The following is a 19,228-nucleotide window of genomic DNA, read 5'->3' as shown; positions in this document are numbered from 1 at the left end:
CTATCCGGTCCCACCTATATCTGATAACTTCATTTAGCTTTTTAAGTTGAAAATAAAATTAAACACTCCACTGTTTCTTCACTTGTTCTTCTGCCAACTGTTTAATTTTTGTCCAAATCGTATCTTTACTCACAATAACATTTGTTTGATAATTTCTATCATTATAATTAACTGTAACACATACTTCAATCATCTTCTGCTTCCTCCTTTCAAAAAACTTTTTCTAAAAATACTACTTATTAATTGGCCAATTTTTGCAATTCAATGTTCAAAAACGTTCGAACGCTACGTGGTAAAAATTTACGAATTTCTTCCTCATTAAAACCAATCTGCAATCTTTTTTCGTCCAGCATAATTGGGCGACGTAACATTAGTGGATGCTCAATTATTAATGTATAAAATTCATTGAGCGAGAGCTCCTCAATATTTATATTTAAGTCCTGAAAAGTTTTGGATCTAGTTGAAATAATTTCAGTAGCCCCCTCTTCAGTTAAACGAAGAATTGATTTAAGCTCATCAACTGTCATAGAATTTGATACGATGTTTTTTTCAATATAATCAATTTGATGCTCTTCAAGCCATGCTTTCGCTTTTCGGCATGAGGCACAGCTTGCTGTTGTATATAGAATTACCATATTTAACTCACTCCTTTAATGTTATGAAACGTACATTTTAAACATCGGTTATTGAAATGTATTAAAAAAAATTACAGTTTAGAATCAAATACAAGCAATATTATTTATTCGAGAATATTTAATTTATCTACATTTTACAGACGATAACAACTCACTTCTAAAAACTATACTGTAATTTTAAACTTTACAGTTCTATAAATCAAATGTTAAGTCTTGGATTCATTCTATTAACGTATAATAGGAGCAGTTGAGACAATACTTGCCTCAACCGATTTTTATATCTCTTTATAATTTTTTGCAGTAATGACTGTTTCAAACTCAAAGGTTTCGGGTAGATGATCTGCATAAGAATATTCAAAAGTTCGTCCATCCGTTAAATAAGCTACTTGTTCAACTCGCATTAGGAAATCCTGATTTGTTAAGTTCATAAACTGCTTTTCCCTATCATCTGGGCGAATTCCTTTAACCCTGACAACAGATGTCCCTACTTCAAGACCAAGTTTATTTTGAATATGTGAGTATATCGACTCCTCTAAAACAGAAGCCTCAACACCTGGGATAACCGAAATTGGCATCCATGTATGCTCCATAATCGTCGGAATGCTGTGAATGATGCGGAGGCGAATGATTTTATAGACGAAATCACCGATTGAAACTCCCAATTTCTCAGCAACTACTTCATCAGCCCCAACAATCGCAAACTCGATAATTTTACTTTCTACCTCACTGCCGTATACAGCTTTCGTACCCGTTAAAGTTTGAATCATTCGTGCCTTTTCCTGTTGACGCCAATCTTGCACCACTGTTCCACTTCCGCGCCGGCGGATGATGTAGCCATCTCTAACTAATAGATCCAGCGCTTTCTTAATAGTAAGGGCTGAAACACCAAATTCTTCAGCAAGGACGAGGCTACTCGGAATTTTTTCGTTGATTTTATATTCACCATCTAAAATTTGCTGTTTAATCTTTTGATAAATGCCGAGGTATTTTACTTGTGTTGATCCGCTTGCCATTTCCATACCTCCTTTATACTGCAAACTCTCTTCTATTCATTCAAATGTAAAGCCTCAAGTTTGTAAACTGAAGGTGATGGGGCAGCAAATCCATTTTCTAAGATTTCAATATTCGTTACCGCTTCTTCGTCTTTCACAAGTTTTGGTGCACCATTTATAATTGTTTCATACGCGGCATCATAGAAACGACCGTAATCACCAAGTGGCGTTTTAATTTGTTTTTCAATCCAGTCACCATTTGCATTACGATACTTAGCAACTCCATAGTACATCGGTGAATCTTCACCAAATCCTGCACTCTCAGGCATAACACCCGCTTTCAAATCATTTTCCTGCTGATCTTCACCATATTTAATAAATGATCCGTTTGTTCCATGAACGATAAAGCGTGGATAATCTTTTGCTACGACATGGTTCGTTTTCAGCTTAATCTTCAACTGATTTCCGTAATGTAAACCAACATCGAAATAGTTATCAACCGCACCTTCCATTTCATTATTACGAATATCGTATGTAACCGTATCTGGACGGCCGAATAGTGAAATCATACGGTCCATCGTATGAATACCTAAACTGTAAAATGAACCTTCTTCTTTTGGAGCTTCATGAGTGATTGAACCAGGACGGAAATAATCAATATGTGATTCAATCTCAATAATATCACCAAGGAATCCTTGTTCAATTACTTGCTTCACAGCTAAAAAATCACCATCAAAACGGCGGTTTTGATAAGGCATAACTACTACACCTTTTTCTCGTCCTAAAGCTAATAATTCTTTCGCATGTTCCACTGTATCGCAAAATGGTTTTTCAACGATAACTGATTTTCCAGCAAGTATAACTTTTTTCGCTAATTCGTAATGCGTATGTGCTGGCGTACAGACCGTCACCACTTGAATTTCCTTGTCATTCAACAATTCGTCCAAATCAGTAGTGAAGTAAACACCTTTTCCCTTATATGGAGCCGCTAATTTTTCATTTATTTGACGTACAAAAATCGTTTTTATTTTTATATTATTACGCGTGTTTACATAAGGTAAGTGATAGCGGTTAGCTGACTTTCCAAATCCAATAAAGCCCATTGTTAATGTCATATTTTTCAACTTCCTTGCTCATAAATTTTCGTTTCTATATTTATTATATAATTTAATTATTAAAAGTATATAGTTTTAATAATTAAATTATATATTAAATAAAAAATCCACGATAAAATTCGTTCTCACTATAAGTTATGGACCTATAAAGTGAAACTTTAATCAGTGGGGCGATTTATTCTCTACTGATTATTTACCCGTAAATACCGGGATGAAAAGGAGCGTAATGAACATGGCATATACTACTATATCTATGGAAATTTTCGGCTCAACTGAACAAGTATGGAAATTAATCGGAGGTTTCAACTCCCTTCCAGACTGGTTACCTTATATACCTAGCAGTAAATTAACTGAAGGCGGTCGTGTACGTCATCTAGCTAATCCAGATGGTGAAACAATTATAGAACGCTTAGAAGTATTCAATGATAAGGAACGCTACTACACGTATTCAATCATGAATGCACCGTTCCCGGTCACTAATTATTTATCTACAATCCAAGTTAAAGAAGGTACTGAAAGTAACACATCGTTAGTAGAGTGGTCTGGTACGTTCACTCCTGTTGCAGTTAGTGATGAAGAGGCAATAAATCTGTTTCATGGTATATACAGCGATGGACTGAAAGCATTGCAGCAAGCATTTCTAGATTGATTCATGTAATTGATTGAGACGAAAAAGTTAATTAACAGTCAAACATTCGACTTTGTGGTTAAGTTCATTATGAAAGATAAACAAATACAAATTTCATGCCTGCTTGTTAATGACAAGAAATAAAAAATACTACCTCCAAATGGAAGGTAGTATTTTTTTATTAATCAGGAAAAACAATTAATCCCTCTTCTTTTTCCTCCTGTTTTAAATCTTCTTCTGGGAATGTTACAGTTGAATTTTTATCCCCTGTTTTTTTTGTTTCTTCACCTGGAAATACGAAAGTTGAATTTTCTTTTCCTTCATTTTTTTCTACGTTATCTGGAAATACCATAGAATCATTGGTAGTCAAATCACTATGAAAACCAAGGTTAGACAAAATCGCTTTTAAATCTGGTAAAACCCCTATTTTATCAGATGATGGGTCATTAGACTTTGTGCCTGTATTAGGATTACTTAAAATTGCTCTCAATTCTTTTGGTGTATATGCCTTACCTAAATGTTCTTTAGCAATCCCTTGAATTGATACAGCAGCCCCAGCGATTATAGGCGAAGCGCTAGAAGTACCACGGAAATTAGAAGTATAACGATTCATTATACTCTGATCTGTAACTTTTTGTCCTTTACTATTTTGATTTTGATATGTATCTAATGTATCAACATACTCTCCCCAACCATATACATCAATTCTACTACCATAGTTAGAGAAACCTAAACGTTTATGAGGAACTCTTGCAGTAGATGCTCCAACTATAATAGCTCCTGAATCTTTAAAGTCTGGACTATTTCGATTTAAAATCTGTTTACCATTACGGTCTTTAAATTTATCTAAATCAATCCCACCATTACCAGCTGCTTCTACAATAATAATACCTTTATCTGTACCTTTACGAATTGCGTTAAATATACTCGGGTATACTTCTACTGGTAAAGGGTCATCTCCATATCCATCATATTTAAAGGATTCTTCTATTAATAAAACATCTCCAGCCTGTAAAGAATCTACGGCACTTAAAATAGCATCTCTTACATCGATTCTCCCATTATCTCGGATCACTGAAATTACTTTTGCCTTTGCTTTTGGTGCAATCCCAATGTTCCCAATCCGATTGTCAGCTGCAGAAACAACACCTAGAACTGAAGTGCCATGAGAAAGATCATTACTCATTTTTCCAGACATAAATTCAATATTTTGCCCGACTAAATCTTCATGATTTAATAACCAGCCTTCTTCCAAATCTACAAAAGTTGCTCCTTGACCATCTCCTCCTTTAATTCCCCAAGCATAAGGAGCATTAATTCCTAAAGGTGCCTCTTCAAGATATCCCTGTCTCGAAAATCTAGGTTCATCATAAGGATTGACTGATAATACAGGCAATCTCGAGCTAGTTGTTGTATTTATACTCTTATTAGAACGAACTAGTATTTTACTAGAATTGTCATTAGCAGCATATACTGTATTTGTTACAAATGTCGTACCTACCCCAGCAAAAGTTGTAATTGCAAGTGATGATATCAACATACCTTTAAAATTTTTCATCTTTCCACCTCTAGTTTTCTATTAGAATTAACATATTTAATAATGTGTATGAACCAAAAAGCTTTTTATCTTATTATAAAAATTAATAGATTTTTATAACTTTTTGATTTACATAAAAACTCCTTTCATTCTTGTAATTCAATGTATATATTTCAAAATAACAAACTCACTGTAACTATTATAGTTACACCTTTATTGATTTTCAACTACGAAATATAAATTTTTAAAAATAAATTTATATTACTTTAAAACAGAGCTAACCTTTTACGCATATAAAAAAACAAAATATCTGTGCAATTTACAGCGGTGAATAAGTTTATAGACTGCAAAAAAACAAGAAAAAGCAAAACACTAAGTGCTTTGCTCCTTATAAAATTCCTTTTAACTTTTCACCAATTAACCTCGCTACATACTCATAGCCTTCTGGTCCAAAGTGTAATCCATCTTTTTCACCATTTTCTACAAATCTTTTATAATCCCGTTCTTGAATCATTTCAGCGAATACGTTTAGAAAATAACTTCCTGTTTCCCTCGCCACTTTCTCCACCACGTCTGCATACTGACCAAGCACTCTATTTGTTCTATTACGCTGTCTTTCTTCATCAACTGGTGCAGGACTAATCAGTAGTACTTTATCTGATGACATATGGTTCACAATCTTCTCTAAGTTTTCTTTATATGCTTGTAATGACACTTGAGAAAAAGAAACCGCATCATTCGTACCAAGAAAAACTGTTACGAAATCTGGTTTATATGATATTACATCTTCTTCAATCCTATTTAACGCATCGAATGTATTATCCCCTGGAACACCTGCATTCACTACTTTCCACTTCGGAAACATCTCTTGCAAACGTGGTGTTAATCTCGGCATTCCATCAAAAAATGTTTCATCAGCTGTAATACTATCTCCAAAGCATACTAACGTTTTCATTAAGCTACTCTCCTTTTACGTATGAAACAACTTTCCTTCTATTGCTTTTATATATCTTTCAGCAGAACGTTCAACTGCCTCATTTGCATTTTCTTTTACTACTCGATGAAAAGCATTGTATAAACGATTAAACTGTAACGGCTTCACTCGGTTCACCATTTCTTCCACTTTTCTCGCTGGTAATGGAATTAAGTTTGGATAGCTATACATAAAACTTACCCACCGCTCATCCGCTACAACTTGAATAATATCACCTGTTAACAAAATCCCTTTTCCATCATTACCTTCTTCCCAATGCAATACAGAACCACCACTAAAATGTCCTCCAAGACGATGTACAGTAATCCCATCCGCTAATTGTAAAGACTCACCAGACCAATAAATAATACGACTACTTGGGCGCATCACCCATTCTTTATCATCTTCATGTATATAAATTGGTACATCAAATGTCTCTGCCCATTCTACTTGCGTTGAATAATAATGAGGATGAGACAATGCAATTGCATCTAATCCACCAAGCTCTTTTATTTTCGCAATTGTCGTTTCATCTAAATACGTAATGCAGTCCCATAGTAAACGATATGACTCTGTTTTCACTATAAATGCCGTTTGACCGATCGCAAATCCTGGTTTTGTCGTAATACTATAAAGTCCATTTTCCTCTTCGATTATTACATTTTTATATGTATCATCTGTTTGCAAATTTTCTAAAGTCGTCCAAGACTGCCCTTTCGGATTCACATATTGCCTCTCTTCATCACAAATATGACAACTCACCGGTTCCTCTACACTCGCTGCATACTGCACACCGCACGTTGTACAAACGTAATTTTTCATCATAATTCCCCCTATCCCTATATTTTTATTAAACTGATTTTTGTTGATAATAATCTACTTTTTTATTTTCAATTAATAAACTTATAAAAGTAAGTAAATAAACAACTGTAACTGACAATGGAATTACAGTAAATCCTTTTTCGCTTCTGCAACATTCATCTCACTATCTCCCCAAAAATATTTGTGCTATAAAGTCACCTCAACCTCACCCATCCAATAACGCCAAGCTGCTAAATAATCTTCTAAATCTTTCGGGTGGTGCCGTAAACATGTATCTATACGCAAATATAATCCTATGACTATTTCTTCATATAAATCACGGTCTTTTTTATGAAATACACATTGTTTCATCGCATAATCGATTGTTTCTTTTGTTAAATCTTCCGGGGTTGAACAGAACGCATAAATTAAATCATATATAGGATCTCCTAACACTGGTAAAGGATCAATTACACCGTGCAGTTTATTCTCTTGAAATATAAAATTATGAAATCCAAGATCACCATGCAATAAAAATGGCTGATTTATTCCAGTCCCCCTACTTGGACTATTTGCTAACTTAAAAACCGTTCTATACTCTTCCTCACTTATGTAACGTCTTACATTTTCATGAGCTTCCATCACATTTGTCGTTAAAAATTCATTCCAAGATTGAACTGGGCTTTCTTTCCATCCCCAGCCATCAACCTCTGTAGCTACTTCATACTTATTGATAACTTCCTTTACAAGTTTACTAAGAACACTCCGTTTATGGCCTAGTTTGCAAGAAGTTGTGCCCTCAAGGAATGAGTAAACAATATAGCGATTTAAAGGTTCCTTATATAAAAGCTTTGGAAATAATTCGTCCTTTTTATAAAACTGAAGAAAATAAGCTTCTTCACGTATGACATCCGATTCATTCAACTTTATAACGTATTGTTCATCTAACAAATATATAGTACTTGTCGTTCCCCCGTTTAATGCTTTTACGCTATTTGGATAATGTGAAATAACTTTTTCCTTAACTAGTTGTGCAGTGATTATTGAAATGTCCATTCTCTCACCCTTCAACTCCGAATATTTCCTTAATTCAAAAGACAACTTTACTATCATTTGACAAACAAAAGTAAAATCCTTTCAATCGCCCTGATATAACAAACAACAATTTTATTTTATTACAATGACTTTCTTCAATATTCCATTTATGATAACGTGATTTTATCACTCTAAATGCTCTTCATATACTCTAATAATTTCTATTGCAGGGTCTCTGTCTTGTAATTTATGAGCCAAACTTTCTACACCAAACACTTCTGTAAACGTATGACTACCTACAATTAAATTAATTCCTTTAAATTTCGCATGTTGCACTGTATATAATGTTTTTTCACCTGTTATGTACGTGTCACATCCTTTTTCTAATGCACGTTCAATCAAATTTGTATTATTTCCTGCACCGGTTAAGATTGCAATCCGTTTTACTGGTTTATCGTGATTTCTCCAGCTCTTCACTTTCTCTTCCATTTTTTCTTCAAGTTTTCCAACTAAGTTTGAAAAAGGAATGGCTTCTTTATATTCTCCTATTCCTGGTAGTTCTTCTTCCTCATAGGTTGAATATTCCAGTATTGTATCTATCCTAATTTCGTTAAATAACGATGTACACGTGCCAAACTTTACAAAATCTAACGGCAAATGAATCCAAAAATGATTCATTTCATATTGCTTCAATTTCTCAATACATGCCTCTTCCATACCAAATAAAAAACTCCACGGCGCATGATGTGTAACTATCATATCGACTCCATTTCGATACGCTTCTTCAATAGTTTCTAACGTTAAATTTGTTGTGTAACCGATTTTGTGAAATTCATCTTTACTTATATAAGTAAAACCATATTCATCATCGCCATATTTATGAAGATGCTCTCCAAATAGTGATGTTATATGTTCATTAAATTGCTTTATATTCATTTTTATTTCTCCTTTCATTTACTTTTATATTTCATAAATAAGGAAATACTAAATTACAACGTTACATACATATAGGAGGACAATATGAAACCTGAATTTTTAAAAGCTGTACATGATGCAATCGGAAATGTCGAACACATTCATATAGAGGAAAGCGGTGCTGACAGCTTACTTATTCATCATGATGATGCACAGCAGTTACAACAAGTTGCTAAGGCGTTAGAAAATAATAATTTCCGCTCCGCTTTAAGAACAACTGGAAATGCTTCGTACATTGAAGTATTGAACAGATAATGAAAGTCCGGATGTATTCCGGGCTTTCTTTTTATCCCGCTATTCACCGGGCAGTAAGACCCCACTGATTAAAGTTCCACTTTATATTGAAACTTCAAACTCTTTCACATACACCGCTGTTCCAGCAATATCTATTTGTAACTTTTCGTTTTCTATCCCTTTCGTTACATAAACAGTTACACGACCATCTTTATTTATTTCCTGTCCTTGCTCAACGATTAAACCCAATTCATGTTCAAAACCTTTCTCTAAATACTCCACATAATACGCTCCCATTACACCTGAAGCTGTTCCTGTCACTGGATCTTCAATCGTCCCAGCGTAAGCTGATGAAAAATGACGGCCGTGCATTTGTGCTAGTTCATCATAAGTTTCTAGACAAATTGGGTGAATAGAAGCATTAGGTATTTCTTTTAATACTGATGGAAATGCAGCATTATTAGGTTTCATTCTCTCACATGCATTAAGATTTTTAATCGGTACAATTACAGTCCAATTACCGGTACTTCCATATACAATCGGTAAACTTACATCTAAATCATTTACTTCTAAACCGATACTATGAGCTAATTCTTCTGTTGAACCTGTAAATTCTTTAAACTGAGGTGCTGCCTGTCTCATTTTAATAAAGGTTTCTCCATTTTCATTTACACCTATTTGTATCGGTAAAATCCCAGCCTTCGTTTCAATCGTAAGGTTACTTTTCTCTTCTAATAAACCTTTTTCGCGCAAGGCAAATATCGTCCCTACTGTCCCATGACCACATAAATCCATTTCAAAACCAGGTGTAAAATAGCGCATTCTTATATCTCCTACTTCTGTGGAAAGAACAAAAGTTATTTCGTTATATCCAACTTTTTCAGCAATAATTTGCATTTCCTCTTCCGTTAATCCATCTGCTTCTAATACAATACCTGCTGGATTTCCCTTATTTGGTTTATTCGTAAATGCGTCGTAATGAAATACATTTATAGTCTTCATTTTCTTTTCTCCTAACCTTCTTTAAAGATTTTATAATACAGCTCTATCTCCGTTTTCAACGAACAATTATTTCTCCAAAATATCCTCTGCATCTTTTCATTTGAAGTATGTGTGCTTCCAATGTAATAAGTAGCCCCTATTTCCTTTAACATATGCAACGATTGAAAATGCATATGGGAAGCAATTCCTTTCCCCCGATAATAAGGCATTACCCCAAAATAAAATAACCGTCCTTCACTTTCTGTTCCAGTTTCTATATGCGGTATGGACATACCAATCGGCTCATTTTTATCATAAAAAACAATACATGACTTTTCCCAGCCCGTACCTAACTCTGTTTGCACTGAATAAAAATGTTCATTGATAGTTAAAATTGAAGTTTGATTCCCTGAACCCGACATACATTGTTCCCAAATATATTTAAATTCTTTTTCCGATAACGTTCCTTCTGCTATTGATCGATATGTATATTGTCTTTCAAGCTTTTCTACATTATTCAATTCTCTACATACTTCTATCTTTGCGGCATACAAAGAAAAACCGGCATCAAGTAACACTTTCACACTTGAGTTATAACTACTAAACCTTTTGTTTAATACAATACTCGCTCTTTTTAACTCCCAATTAAAACAAACCTCTTCCAATCTACTTATCTTTTCTTTATATGTTTGTACGTTATACAAAACATCTTCTTCTATTTCTTCAATCGTTACTGCCTTTGGTAAGCCATTTAATATTTTTTTAGAAGGGCCAAATAAGTTTTTGATGACTGTAAGATCGTACTTCACCACTGCACCTCCAATCTACAATTTCTATCCGTAATAACCACTCTCATATACTCATCTCCTTATTTTTAAAATAAATAAGAAAATCCATCCACTTACCATTCTCTAATGAAAACGCCTTTCTCTTGCATTCAAATGAAAAGCCTGCTCTTTCCGCAAGACGAACCGATGGCTCATTATCAACACGTATATGTAATTCGATTCTATGAAAATCAAGGCTACTAAAAAATAACGGTAACGCAGCTTTCACACTTTCAACACCATATCCATTTCTCCAATATTGATTATGTATGGAGTATCCCATCATCGCCCATTGATAGTCCATACGTAAAATTTTTATTAGCTCTAGCTTTCCAATATTAGCCCCATCTTCTTTACGAAAAATACCTAATACATACATCTCATCTCGATGTGCTGCTTCATCAAATCCTCTAATCCATTCCGTGAACCATTCTTTTGTTGATGATGCCATAACTTGATAACCATCGTCGTATTTATACTGAGATGGCAGCCTCTTATTAAATCCATCTAACCAACTTTCATAATCATCATTTTGGAACGGACGGATCATGAGTCTCTCTGTCTCTATCTGTAATAGCGGCAGCTTCATTTACATCTCTTCCCTTGATTAATATTTGAATATTCTTTATTATCTTACACAAAATACAAAATCTAGTAAATTATTATGTTTTTGATAAACATGCTTCTATTAAAATACAAAAGGAAACCCTGTTCTAAAGGATTTCCTTTTGTCATCACACTACCAAACTTATCTGTAATTTAAAACGTTGTATTCTGTCTTTAATATTCCATAAACATCAACATCTTCATATGTATTTAATAAAAGTCTATTTTGTCTCAATGTGCCTTCTTTACGTAAACCCGACTTCTCTAATACTTTAATCGACGATCTATTTCTGGAAATGGCAGATGCCCAAATTTTGTTTAGACCTAATTCGATAAAGCCAAATTGAATCATTCTGTTTACAGCCTCAGTTGCAAAACCCTTTCCCCAATAATTCTTACCAATCCAATAACCAAGTTCACCTCTATTGTTACCCTTGTCAATTCTTAGTGTAATTGTACCTACAATTTCTCTTGATTCTTTAGAGACAATTCCTAAAGGATATTCGATTCCTTTCCTAATAAGTTCTGGTTGCATATCAACCCAATCTTGCGCGAACTCCAGTTTATATGGATGCGGAAGCCCAAGAATATTAGCTAATTCCTTGTCATTAGCCAATTCTTTAATTCTAAAAACATCATCATTGGTAAAAGGTTCTATACATAAATGCTCAGTTTCTAATTTTATAGCCATCTTTTCTCCCCCTTGTACTGAAATTAGTTAGATCCCTTTATTTTCAATATTACACCAAAAACACAAAATTTTTAAAATCTTTATGATATCTACTAACAGAACCATAAACAAAAAATCCAGTTATGCTTTGTACATAACTGGATTCCTCATTATCTAATGTTTTTTATTTTACAAGTACATTTTCTCTTAATTCCCTCTTCAACACTTTTCCTAAAGCATTTTTCGGTAACTCTTCTAAGAATACCACTTCTGGAATTTTGTAACTTGCTAACTTCTCTTTACAATACTGAAGAATACTTTCTTCTGTTAATGTTGTTTCGCCATCCTTCACAATGTAAGCTCTTGGAACCTCTCCCCAAAAGTCATCTGGAACTCCAACTACTGCAACTTCTAAAACACCATGTATTTCATGAATAACATCTTCTACTTGATCTGGATATACGTTGTCACCACCGCGTATAATAACGTCTTTATATCTTCCCATAATATGCAGGAATCCATCATCATCTATCATGCCAGCATCGCCCATGTTAAACCAGTTATCTTTTACTACCTTCTTTGTTGCCTTTTCATTATTCCAATATCCTTTAAACATGTATGGACTTTTCACATGAATCTCTCCAACTTCATTTGTTGTTAGTTCATGTCCTGTTTCCGGGTGAACAATTTTCACCTCTACATTTTTCAAGGTCTTTCCTACAGAAGACATCTTTTCTTTTCCCATCATTGGATGCCATGAGGTTACAACCCAACCTTCTGTACTACCATAGCCTTGCACCATATATATGCCTTTTTCCATATATTTTTGAATGAGTGTTTCTGGCACTTTTGTACCACCGCTTTGTGCTACTTTAAAGGTTGAAATGTTACGTTCTTTTTTATTTAGTTCATCAAGCATGTAACTATAAACAGCTGGGAAAGCAAGCATCGTAGTAATTTTCTCTTCTTCAATCTTATCCCAAATAAGAGCAGGATTCGAATCAGCTAAGAAGATCATCGTAACGCCATGATAAATACAATTTAAAATAGAAAGCACGCCACTCATATGAAACAATGGATGCACAGATAAAAAGCGTTCACCTGCTGGGATTTCTCTTTGTCCCGCAATTTCAGCAAAATAATGATGTAAGTTTTTATGTCCAATTACACATGCTTTTGCCTGTCCAGTCGTTCCTGATGTAAACAAGTAAATGGCATCGTCTTCTTCATGAACTTCTACGTTCGGTTCTGTCGTTGGCTGTTTTTGCAACTCTAATTCAAATGAACCAAAGCCTTCTTTTGTTGTTTGAATTACATAAGGAATTTCTTTAACAGCATCAACCTTTAATAACACTTCATTAAATTCTTCATCAATAACTAACACTTTTAATTTCGCTTCTTTTACAATCGTTTCTAATTCATAAACAGTCAGCTGATGATTTAGCGGAATAAATACCGCTCCAATTTTTAAACTTGCCATCATAACGCTTGGAAATGGGTGATTATTTTTGCATAGTATTCCTATACGATCTCCTCTTTGCACACCATTATATAACAAATAATGTGCAAACTGATTTACTCGTTCATTATATTGCTGAAACGAATATCTTTTCTTCCCCCCTACAAGCGCTTCCAAATTTGGTGATTGCATTGCTCTCTTTTGTAATAATTGTCGCATCGTTCTCAAGTAAAACTCCCCTTTATATATGTTAGGTTTTTTATTTTACCAGATTAACTATTAATTTACTAAAGATTACACTTAGTGAATATAAAAAGAATATAAAATATCCATTTACTTTACAAGTAAATGGATATTTCCCATTATATATTAGAATACTTCTTGTTCATCACATATTGCACATACTCAGGTGCACTTTTATCAATCTCTTCATCACTTAGTTTATATTCTGCACCATATAAATAAAAGGAAGGTATAAATTCCATACCTGTGTATAAGCATGTAGCTTGGAATGGTTTCGTCAACTCATCCATTGTAATTCCACTATTTTCATAGTCTTTTTCTAATCCACCTATAGAAATAGCCACACCAAATTCTTTCCCCTTCACTTTATCTCCTTTAGATCCGTACGCAAATCCATATGTTAATACATCATCGAACCATTTTTTTAATAATGGTGGTGAACTGTACCAGTAAAGCGGAAATTGAAATATATATCTGTCATGTTCTACTAATAACTTTTGCTCTTCTTCAATATCAAACTCCCAATTCGGTGCCACTTTATACAATTCATGCACCGTAATTTCATCCGAATATTTCTCAAGTTCTTCAATCCATCTTTTATTAATTTTTGATTTTTCAATATCAGGATGTGCTACAATTACAAGTGTTTTCATCTTTTTTCATCCCCTTTATAAATTATTCAACCCTTTACGTATTAGTATGAATGAGTCACATATAATTGAAAAGTACGTACTTTAAAGTGCTATAGGAACCTTAAAGTACCTGTGGAGGTGTTATATGAATCAAAATGATAATTGCCCAATTGCAACAACACTCGATGTAATCGGTGGAAAATGGAAAGTTCATATTTTATGTATTTTGTCGGATGGAAAAATGCGAACAAATGAAATTAAACGAGAAATCCCAAACATTACACAAAAGGTTCTTACACAACAACTTCGGCAACTTGAAGCTGATGGGATTATCTATCGTACCGTATATCAAGAAGTTCCACCAAAGGTTGAGTACACACTAAGTGAATATGGAAAATCTTTAATGCAAATAATGGATAATCTGTTTGAATGGGGAAAAGATCATCAGATTAAAAGATTACATGACTAAAAAAGCACTATATACTTTGTTTAATCCTCTACGTTCATATTTTTTATTTCTATAAAGTTTATTTTCATCATTTTTTAGCTAACTTGTTTTCTTAGATTGATGGACGTGACCCCACATCCATCAATCTAAAAAGATACAATTAGAAAAATGAGATTTCTATAAAGTTTCACATATAAACACTACTTCCGCCTCATTAAACGCTCGCTCTACTTTTTCTAATCTCAATTGTACGTAAGCTATAAAGAAGCACCCCTAAACCGAGAATTTTTTCATTATTAGACGCATTAGAACCTAAGGTAATAGTAGGTACATTTAAACCCATAAACCTTTCACTCCGTTCTATAGGCATATAAAAAGATACTCCTTAAAAATAAAAACGCTATTCTCTCTGTAAAATCATAGAAAAGAATAGCGCTTTTTATTTTGAAATAGAAATCATCATTTAAACTAAACATGCTAATATTGATTTTGTGCGATTGTCAGTTACCTCATAATAAATTTCTAATCCTTTCCGAGTACCTGTAACCATTTTAGCAGCTTTTAGTTTAGATAAATGTTGACTAATTGTACTTTGAGGCATTTGTAAATCTCCATACATTGTTGTTACATTAGTAGGACCTTTTGCAAGCATTATTTTTACTAAAGATAGACGAACTGGATGCGCCAATACCTTTAACACCTCAGCGATTTCTTGAAACATTTCTTTTTTTTCTTTCATCTTATTTCTCCCCTTTTATATACATATTTATGTTATCCATATATATAATTCGGAGGTATATGCGTTTTTGTGTCCGTCATTTTAAAAAAATATAAAAAAAACTTTAATCCGAAACTAAAGGATTAGCTTAACATAATGTCTCACCATTAATGATGAATAGGAATCTCATTATAGAAGCAGCAGTTTTTATACTACAACTCTACATTCAACTAACTAAAACCAATGAAAAAAAGAGCAGATAGTCTGCTCTTTTATGATGCCTCCTTATGTTCCGTGGAATGTTTAACACTCCCCAGTCTCTTTAGTTTATTCCACCCTACCGCTACTCCTCGAAGCGATGAGAATATAGATTTAATGACAACATAAGTCATAAATTGGCGATAAATAAAACGTTGTAAAATTAACCATGCCAATGGTTTTGGGTTCTCTTCCTCTAATTTAAATGCGAACAGAGAAGCGAGAAGATCCATTAAAAAGAAAACAAGATAAAATCCTAAAACTTTTAGCGGATTACTACTAAATAGTCCTATAATCATTAATATATCTGCAAAAGGAGCAATGAATTGCAGCACATATTGGAATAACCACATATTAGGCAGTGCAATAAATCCTAATGTTTTATGCTTTGGATTACATAACGCTTTTCGATGTTTCCAAAGACATTGAAGTGTACCATATGACCAACGATACCGCTGTTTAATGAGACTTTTCACATCTTCAGGTGATTCCGTAAAAGCATGCGCTTTTTCTTCATATACAATTCTATGCCCTTGACGTAAAAATGTAATAGTAAGATCCGTATCTTCTGCTAACGTATCTTCGCTTAAATATCCAGATTCAACTACATTCTTTTTGCGCCACGCCCCAATAGCTCCTGGAACTACTGTAATACAATTTAACTCATCAAAAGCTCTACGTTCTAAATTAAACCCTGTAATGTACTCAACATGTTGCCAAGTAGTTAACAAATTCCGTCTATTCCCCACTTTGACATTACCTGAAACTGCAGCTACATTCTGATCTTCAAAGTGTCTAACCATTAGAGAAATGGCGTCTTGCGCAATAATAGTATCCGCATCTAAAGTGACAATGATTTCTCCTCGCGATTGTTGAAACCCTAGGTTCATTGCCGATGATTTCCCGCCGTTTTCTTTCTGAATGAAACGAACTTTAGGGTGTTTATAAAATGTTTCTTTCATTACTTTTGACGTACCATCTGTCGATCCGTCATCCACAACAATAACTTCAAATTCTCTATAATTACTATCCAAAATTGAGTGAATTGTCTTGGCTATCACCTTTTCTTCATTATATGCTGCCATGACAACACTAACAAAAGGTTGATAGGACGAATTAATATAGCGAGATAACGTTTTTCTTTTCTGCTTCCATGCAAAATAAATTAAGAATAAAAATCGAAAAATCCCTAATCCAATAGCAATATAAAAAATAGTTGTTAATATATGCTTAAAGTATCCTGCCCCTGAAAAGACAGCTTTATTGTAAAGTAAATATTGCTTCCCCTCAGAAGAAACAGGAGGCATGATTTCATCTCGTTCTTTATTCATTAAATCTGAAATTGTTACAAAACTATATCCATGCTTTTTTAGGTCTTTAATAATGATTGGGAGCGCCTCTACTGTATGTGTACGGTTCCCTCCCGCATCATGGAGAAGAATAATATTTCCCTCTCCCTTATAAATGGGATTAAGAGCACGCTTTACTAATTCATTTGTTGATGGTATTGCCCAGTCTTCGGGATCAACTTTTTCCGCTACCATTGTATAGTTCATATTTTGCGCACGTAAAATAGGCAATATTTCATTTGATGAATCCGGGTTAGCATCCGCTTCATATGGCGGTCTAAATAAAACCGTAGAATGTCCAGTTACTTCCTGAATTAAACGTTGCGTCGTATTAAGTTCTACTTTCGTTCGTAGTAAAGACGTATCTGCTATGTTAGGATGCTTGAAAGTATGATTGCCAATTTCATGCCCTTCATCGTATATTCTTTTTACAATACTAGTATTTAGTTGCGCGTTTTCACCAAGTACAAAAAAAGCAGCTTTTATTTGATTCTCTTTTAATATATCTAATATTTCTGGCGTATATTTCGGGTCTGGTCCATCATCAAATGTTAATACTACTTGTTTCCCATTTGGTTTTCCATATCGTTGCACTTCATATGCAGATGGTAAGGATTGATATACTTCATCTGTAATATAATCATCTTTGCCTACTTTAAAATCTCTCAATCCATTTTTTCTTTCATTCTCAATCTGTAAAATTTCACCTTGTCCAGAATAATTCACTTCATCTAAACTACTGATTTTATGTAATACATTAGGATTTTTTTGTACCTCAATAGGATTTTTTAAAACTTTCCATATTGTAGGATCTTCTGCTCCTAATCTCCATAGCGCAAACCCCTTTGCATGATTGTCCATTGCGATTTTCACTTGATTATAAAGAGTAACACCGTCTAAGAACCAAGCAGTATGTTCTTTCTCTCCTGTTTTATATCTAAAATACGGATTTCCACTCACCTTATCCCATTGAATTTTTATATTTGAATCATGAGCCATTGCCATAACTTCTGAGAAAGTCATAGACTTTGCAGCTTCTTTACTATTTACTTCCCAATCATATCCATAGTTACCGAAAGCAACTACAAGTTTATCAGACGGAATATTCAGTTCTTTCAATGTATGTTGGAACCATTTATTTGAAGCAATTGGTCCTGGTTCCCCGGCTCCATAGTGCTCATCGTACATCATTACAATCATTCGATCTATTATTTTTGCTAACGCACTATAATCAAAAGCCTTATCATTAGCTGGAACATCTTGTGTAACGAGCAAATCATGTTCATGAAATTCCGTAGTAAGTTCTTTCATAAAATTTGTTAAGTTTTCTCTATCACTTTCAGGTACGGCCTCAAAGTCAATATTAATACCTGAAAACTGATTTTTTTTAACTTGGATTACTAAATCATTAATAAACTTTGTCTTTACATCGTTTGAGGAACTCAGTAACTTATGAATTAGCCCACTATCAGGACCAGAAGCTTCCTCAGTATAGTTAGTAAGCAAAGGCATAATCTTCACTTGATTTTTTTCTGCCAACTTTACTATCTCAGGTTTTATCTCACTTCTAATCGTTAAATCTGCTTTTAAATGATACCACTCTGGTACTAACGTAGTTAATGAATCGATATTTTCTTTTAAAGAAGCGGTACTATTTTCATCCCAGTTTACATAAAAACCATACACTTCTTTAGGATGTTTACTATCCTTCGGCGGATTCACCAAATTTTTATTATCCTTCGTTTCGGTATTTGGGTTAAATGCTTCCTCCTTTAACTGCTGATCACTAAGTTTTTGATTAATTGGTACAAGTTTAGTATCTTGTTGTACAGCGGTATTCATATTTGGAATTTCTGGTGTTGAAAAAATACTTTGAAAGAAAAAATAAAATACAACACTTACACTAACTATTGAGATACATAGAAACCAAATAAAGGCTATGTTTCTCCTTCCTTTCGGATCATAAAAAACAGGTTTTTCTTTATCTTTCTCTTGTTGAATGTTTTTCTCCATTATATTTTTCACATACTCCTTCTTAATAGAACTATAGAATATTAAAGTGCAACTTTAATCAGTGGGGGTTTTGTTCACCCCCCCACTAATCATCAGCCC

The 19,228-nt window shown here is 33.8% G+C and carries 21 protein-coding genes; 3 read left to right on the top strand and 18 right to left on the bottom strand.

What is annotated here, in order from left to right; translation table 11 throughout:
• Nucleotides 1-58 precede the first annotated feature (58 nt).
• The 4 genes from B9A45_RS12535 to B9A45_RS12515 all read right to left on the bottom strand — a co-directional run bounded on the left by B9A45_RS12535 (nucleotide 59) and on the right by B9A45_RS12515 (nucleotide 2,742).
• A complete protein-coding gene (locus tag B9A45_RS12535; protein ID WP_000573532.1) occupies nucleotides 59-193 on the bottom strand; it encodes a BA3454 family stress response protein in 135 nt (44 codons plus the stop codon).
• Nucleotides 194-239: 46 nt separating this feature from the next.
• Complete coding sequence (gene spxA / locus B9A45_RS12530; RefSeq protein ID WP_000236190.1) at nucleotides 240-635, bottom strand: transcriptional regulator SpxA; 396 nt, start codon at nucleotides 633-635, stop codon at nucleotides 240-242.
• A gap of 275 nt (nucleotides 636-910) precedes the next feature.
• Nucleotides 911-1,648: a GntR family transcriptional regulator gene (locus B9A45_RS12520; protein ID WP_084064087.1), complete on the bottom strand. Its 738-nt coding sequence runs from the start codon at nucleotides 1,646-1,648 to the stop codon at nucleotides 911-913.
• Between the two features lie 32 nt (nucleotides 1,649-1,680).
• A complete protein-coding gene (locus tag B9A45_RS12515) occupies nucleotides 1,681-2,742 on the bottom strand; it encodes an oxidoreductase (RefSeq protein WP_000176647.1) in 1,062 nt (353 codons plus the stop codon).
• A 232-nt stretch (nucleotides 2,743-2,974) separates the two neighbouring features.
• Here B9A45_RS12515 and B9A45_RS12510 point away from each other — a divergent pair, with 232 nt between their 5' ends.
• Nucleotides 2,975-3,391 carry an SRPBCC family protein gene (locus tag B9A45_RS12510; RefSeq protein WP_084064086.1) on the top strand — a complete coding sequence of 139 codons (417 nt, stop codon included), beginning with the start codon at nucleotides 2,975-2,977 and terminating at the stop codon, nucleotides 3,389-3,391.
• Between the two features lie 160 nt (nucleotides 3,392-3,551).
• Here the strand turns inward: B9A45_RS12510 and B9A45_RS12505 are convergent, their stop codons facing one another.
• From B9A45_RS12505 to B9A45_RS12485, 5 genes are all read right to left on the bottom strand, one after another.
• Nucleotides 3,552-4,928: a S8 family peptidase gene (locus B9A45_RS12505; protein WP_084064085.1), complete on the bottom strand. Its 1,377-nt coding sequence runs from the start codon at nucleotides 4,926-4,928 to the stop codon at nucleotides 3,552-3,554.
• A gap of 367 nt (nucleotides 4,929-5,295) precedes the next feature.
• On the bottom strand, nucleotides 5,296-5,862 hold the full coding sequence (locus B9A45_RS12500) for an SGNH/GDSL hydrolase family protein (RefSeq protein WP_084064084.1): 567 nt from the start codon (nucleotides 5,860-5,862) through the stop codon (nucleotides 5,296-5,298).
• Nucleotides 5,863-5,877: 15 nt separating this feature from the next.
• On the bottom strand, nucleotides 5,878-6,705 hold the full coding sequence (locus tag B9A45_RS12495; RefSeq protein ID WP_003284929.1) for an MBL fold metallo-hydrolase: 828 nt from the start codon (nucleotides 6,703-6,705) through the stop codon (nucleotides 5,878-5,880).
• 183 nt (nucleotides 6,706-6,888) lie between these two features.
• Nucleotides 6,889-7,737 carry an aminoglycoside phosphotransferase family protein gene (locus tag B9A45_RS12490; protein WP_000355251.1) on the bottom strand — a complete coding sequence of 283 codons (849 nt, stop codon included), beginning with the start codon at nucleotides 7,735-7,737 and terminating at the stop codon, nucleotides 6,889-6,891.
• A 165-nt stretch (nucleotides 7,738-7,902) separates the two neighbouring features.
• Nucleotides 7,903-8,652 (bottom strand): Nif3-like dinuclear metal center hexameric protein, encoded by a 750-nt coding sequence (locus tag B9A45_RS12485; protein WP_001022449.1) that lies wholly within the window; start codon nucleotides 8,650-8,652, stop codon nucleotides 7,903-7,905.
• Between the two features lie 84 nt (nucleotides 8,653-8,736).
• Between B9A45_RS12485 and B9A45_RS12480 the strand changes: the two genes are divergently transcribed.
• Nucleotides 8,737-8,946, top strand: coding sequence for a hypothetical protein (locus B9A45_RS12480; RefSeq protein ID WP_000801651.1), 210 nt, complete (start codon nucleotides 8,737-8,739; stop codon nucleotides 8,944-8,946).
• A gap of 81 nt (nucleotides 8,947-9,027) precedes the next feature.
• Here B9A45_RS12480 and B9A45_RS12475 read toward each other — a convergent pair whose 3' ends face one another.
• The 6 genes from B9A45_RS12475 to B9A45_RS12450 all read right to left on the bottom strand — a co-directional run bounded on the left by B9A45_RS12475 (nucleotide 9,028) and on the right by B9A45_RS12450 (nucleotide 14,364).
• Nucleotides 9,028-9,927: a PhzF family phenazine biosynthesis isomerase gene (locus B9A45_RS12475; RefSeq protein ID WP_000849314.1), complete on the bottom strand. Its 900-nt coding sequence runs from the start codon at nucleotides 9,925-9,927 to the stop codon at nucleotides 9,028-9,030.
• Between the two features lie 11 nt (nucleotides 9,928-9,938).
• Nucleotides 9,939-10,715 carry a GNAT family N-acetyltransferase gene (locus B9A45_RS12470; RefSeq protein ID WP_000872890.1) on the bottom strand — a complete coding sequence of 259 codons (777 nt, stop codon included), beginning with the start codon at nucleotides 10,713-10,715 and terminating at the stop codon, nucleotides 9,939-9,941.
• A 43-nt stretch (nucleotides 10,716-10,758) separates the two neighbouring features.
• Nucleotides 10,759-11,322: a GNAT family N-acetyltransferase gene (locus B9A45_RS12465; protein WP_000775353.1), complete on the bottom strand. Its 564-nt coding sequence runs from the start codon at nucleotides 11,320-11,322 to the stop codon at nucleotides 10,759-10,761.
• A 159-nt stretch (nucleotides 11,323-11,481) separates the two neighbouring features.
• The gene (locus B9A45_RS12460) at nucleotides 11,482-12,030 is read right to left on the bottom strand and encodes a GNAT family N-acetyltransferase (protein WP_000985518.1); all 549 of its coding nucleotides are present in this window, start codon (nucleotides 12,028-12,030) and stop codon (nucleotides 11,482-11,484) included.
• 163 nt (nucleotides 12,031-12,193) lie between these two features.
• Nucleotides 12,194-13,687, bottom strand: coding sequence for a class I adenylate-forming enzyme family protein (locus B9A45_RS12455; RefSeq protein ID WP_003284924.1), 1,494 nt, complete (start codon nucleotides 13,685-13,687; stop codon nucleotides 12,194-12,196).
• Between the two features lie 143 nt (nucleotides 13,688-13,830).
• Nucleotides 13,831-14,364: an NAD(P)H-dependent oxidoreductase gene (locus B9A45_RS12450; protein ID WP_000855228.1), complete on the bottom strand. Its 534-nt coding sequence runs from the start codon at nucleotides 14,362-14,364 to the stop codon at nucleotides 13,831-13,833.
• Between the two features lie 124 nt (nucleotides 14,365-14,488).
• Between B9A45_RS12450 and B9A45_RS12445 the strand changes: the two genes are divergently transcribed.
• Nucleotides 14,489-14,812, top strand: a complete 324-nt coding sequence (locus B9A45_RS12445; protein ID WP_001072981.1) for a winged helix-turn-helix transcriptional regulator — start codon at nucleotides 14,489-14,491, stop codon at nucleotides 14,810-14,812.
• A gap of 193 nt (nucleotides 14,813-15,005) precedes the next feature.
• Here the strand turns inward: B9A45_RS12445 and B9A45_RS32155 are convergent, their stop codons facing one another.
• From B9A45_RS32155 to B9A45_RS12430, 3 genes are all read right to left on the bottom strand, one after another.
• Nucleotides 15,006-15,161, bottom strand: coding sequence for a hypothetical protein (locus B9A45_RS32155; protein ID WP_002101139.1), 156 nt, complete (start codon nucleotides 15,159-15,161; stop codon nucleotides 15,006-15,008).
• Nucleotides 15,162-15,254: 93 nt separating this feature from the next.
• Nucleotides 15,255-15,530 carry an ArsR/SmtB family transcription factor gene (locus B9A45_RS12435; protein WP_000660066.1) on the bottom strand — a complete coding sequence of 92 codons (276 nt, stop codon included), beginning with the start codon at nucleotides 15,528-15,530 and terminating at the stop codon, nucleotides 15,255-15,257.
• 251 nt (nucleotides 15,531-15,781) lie between these two features.
• Nucleotides 15,782-19,129, bottom strand: coding sequence for a glycosyltransferase (locus B9A45_RS12430; protein ID WP_000414301.1), 3,348 nt, complete (start codon nucleotides 19,127-19,129; stop codon nucleotides 15,782-15,784).
• Nucleotides 19,130-19,228 lie beyond the last annotated feature (99 nt).

It is taken from the genome of Bacillus sp. JKS001846, assembly GCF_900176455.1.
GTDB lineage: Bacteria > Bacillota > Bacilli > Bacillales > Bacillaceae_G > Bacillus_A > Bacillus_A cereus.
This window is presented reverse-complemented; position numbering and strand designations above follow the sequence as displayed.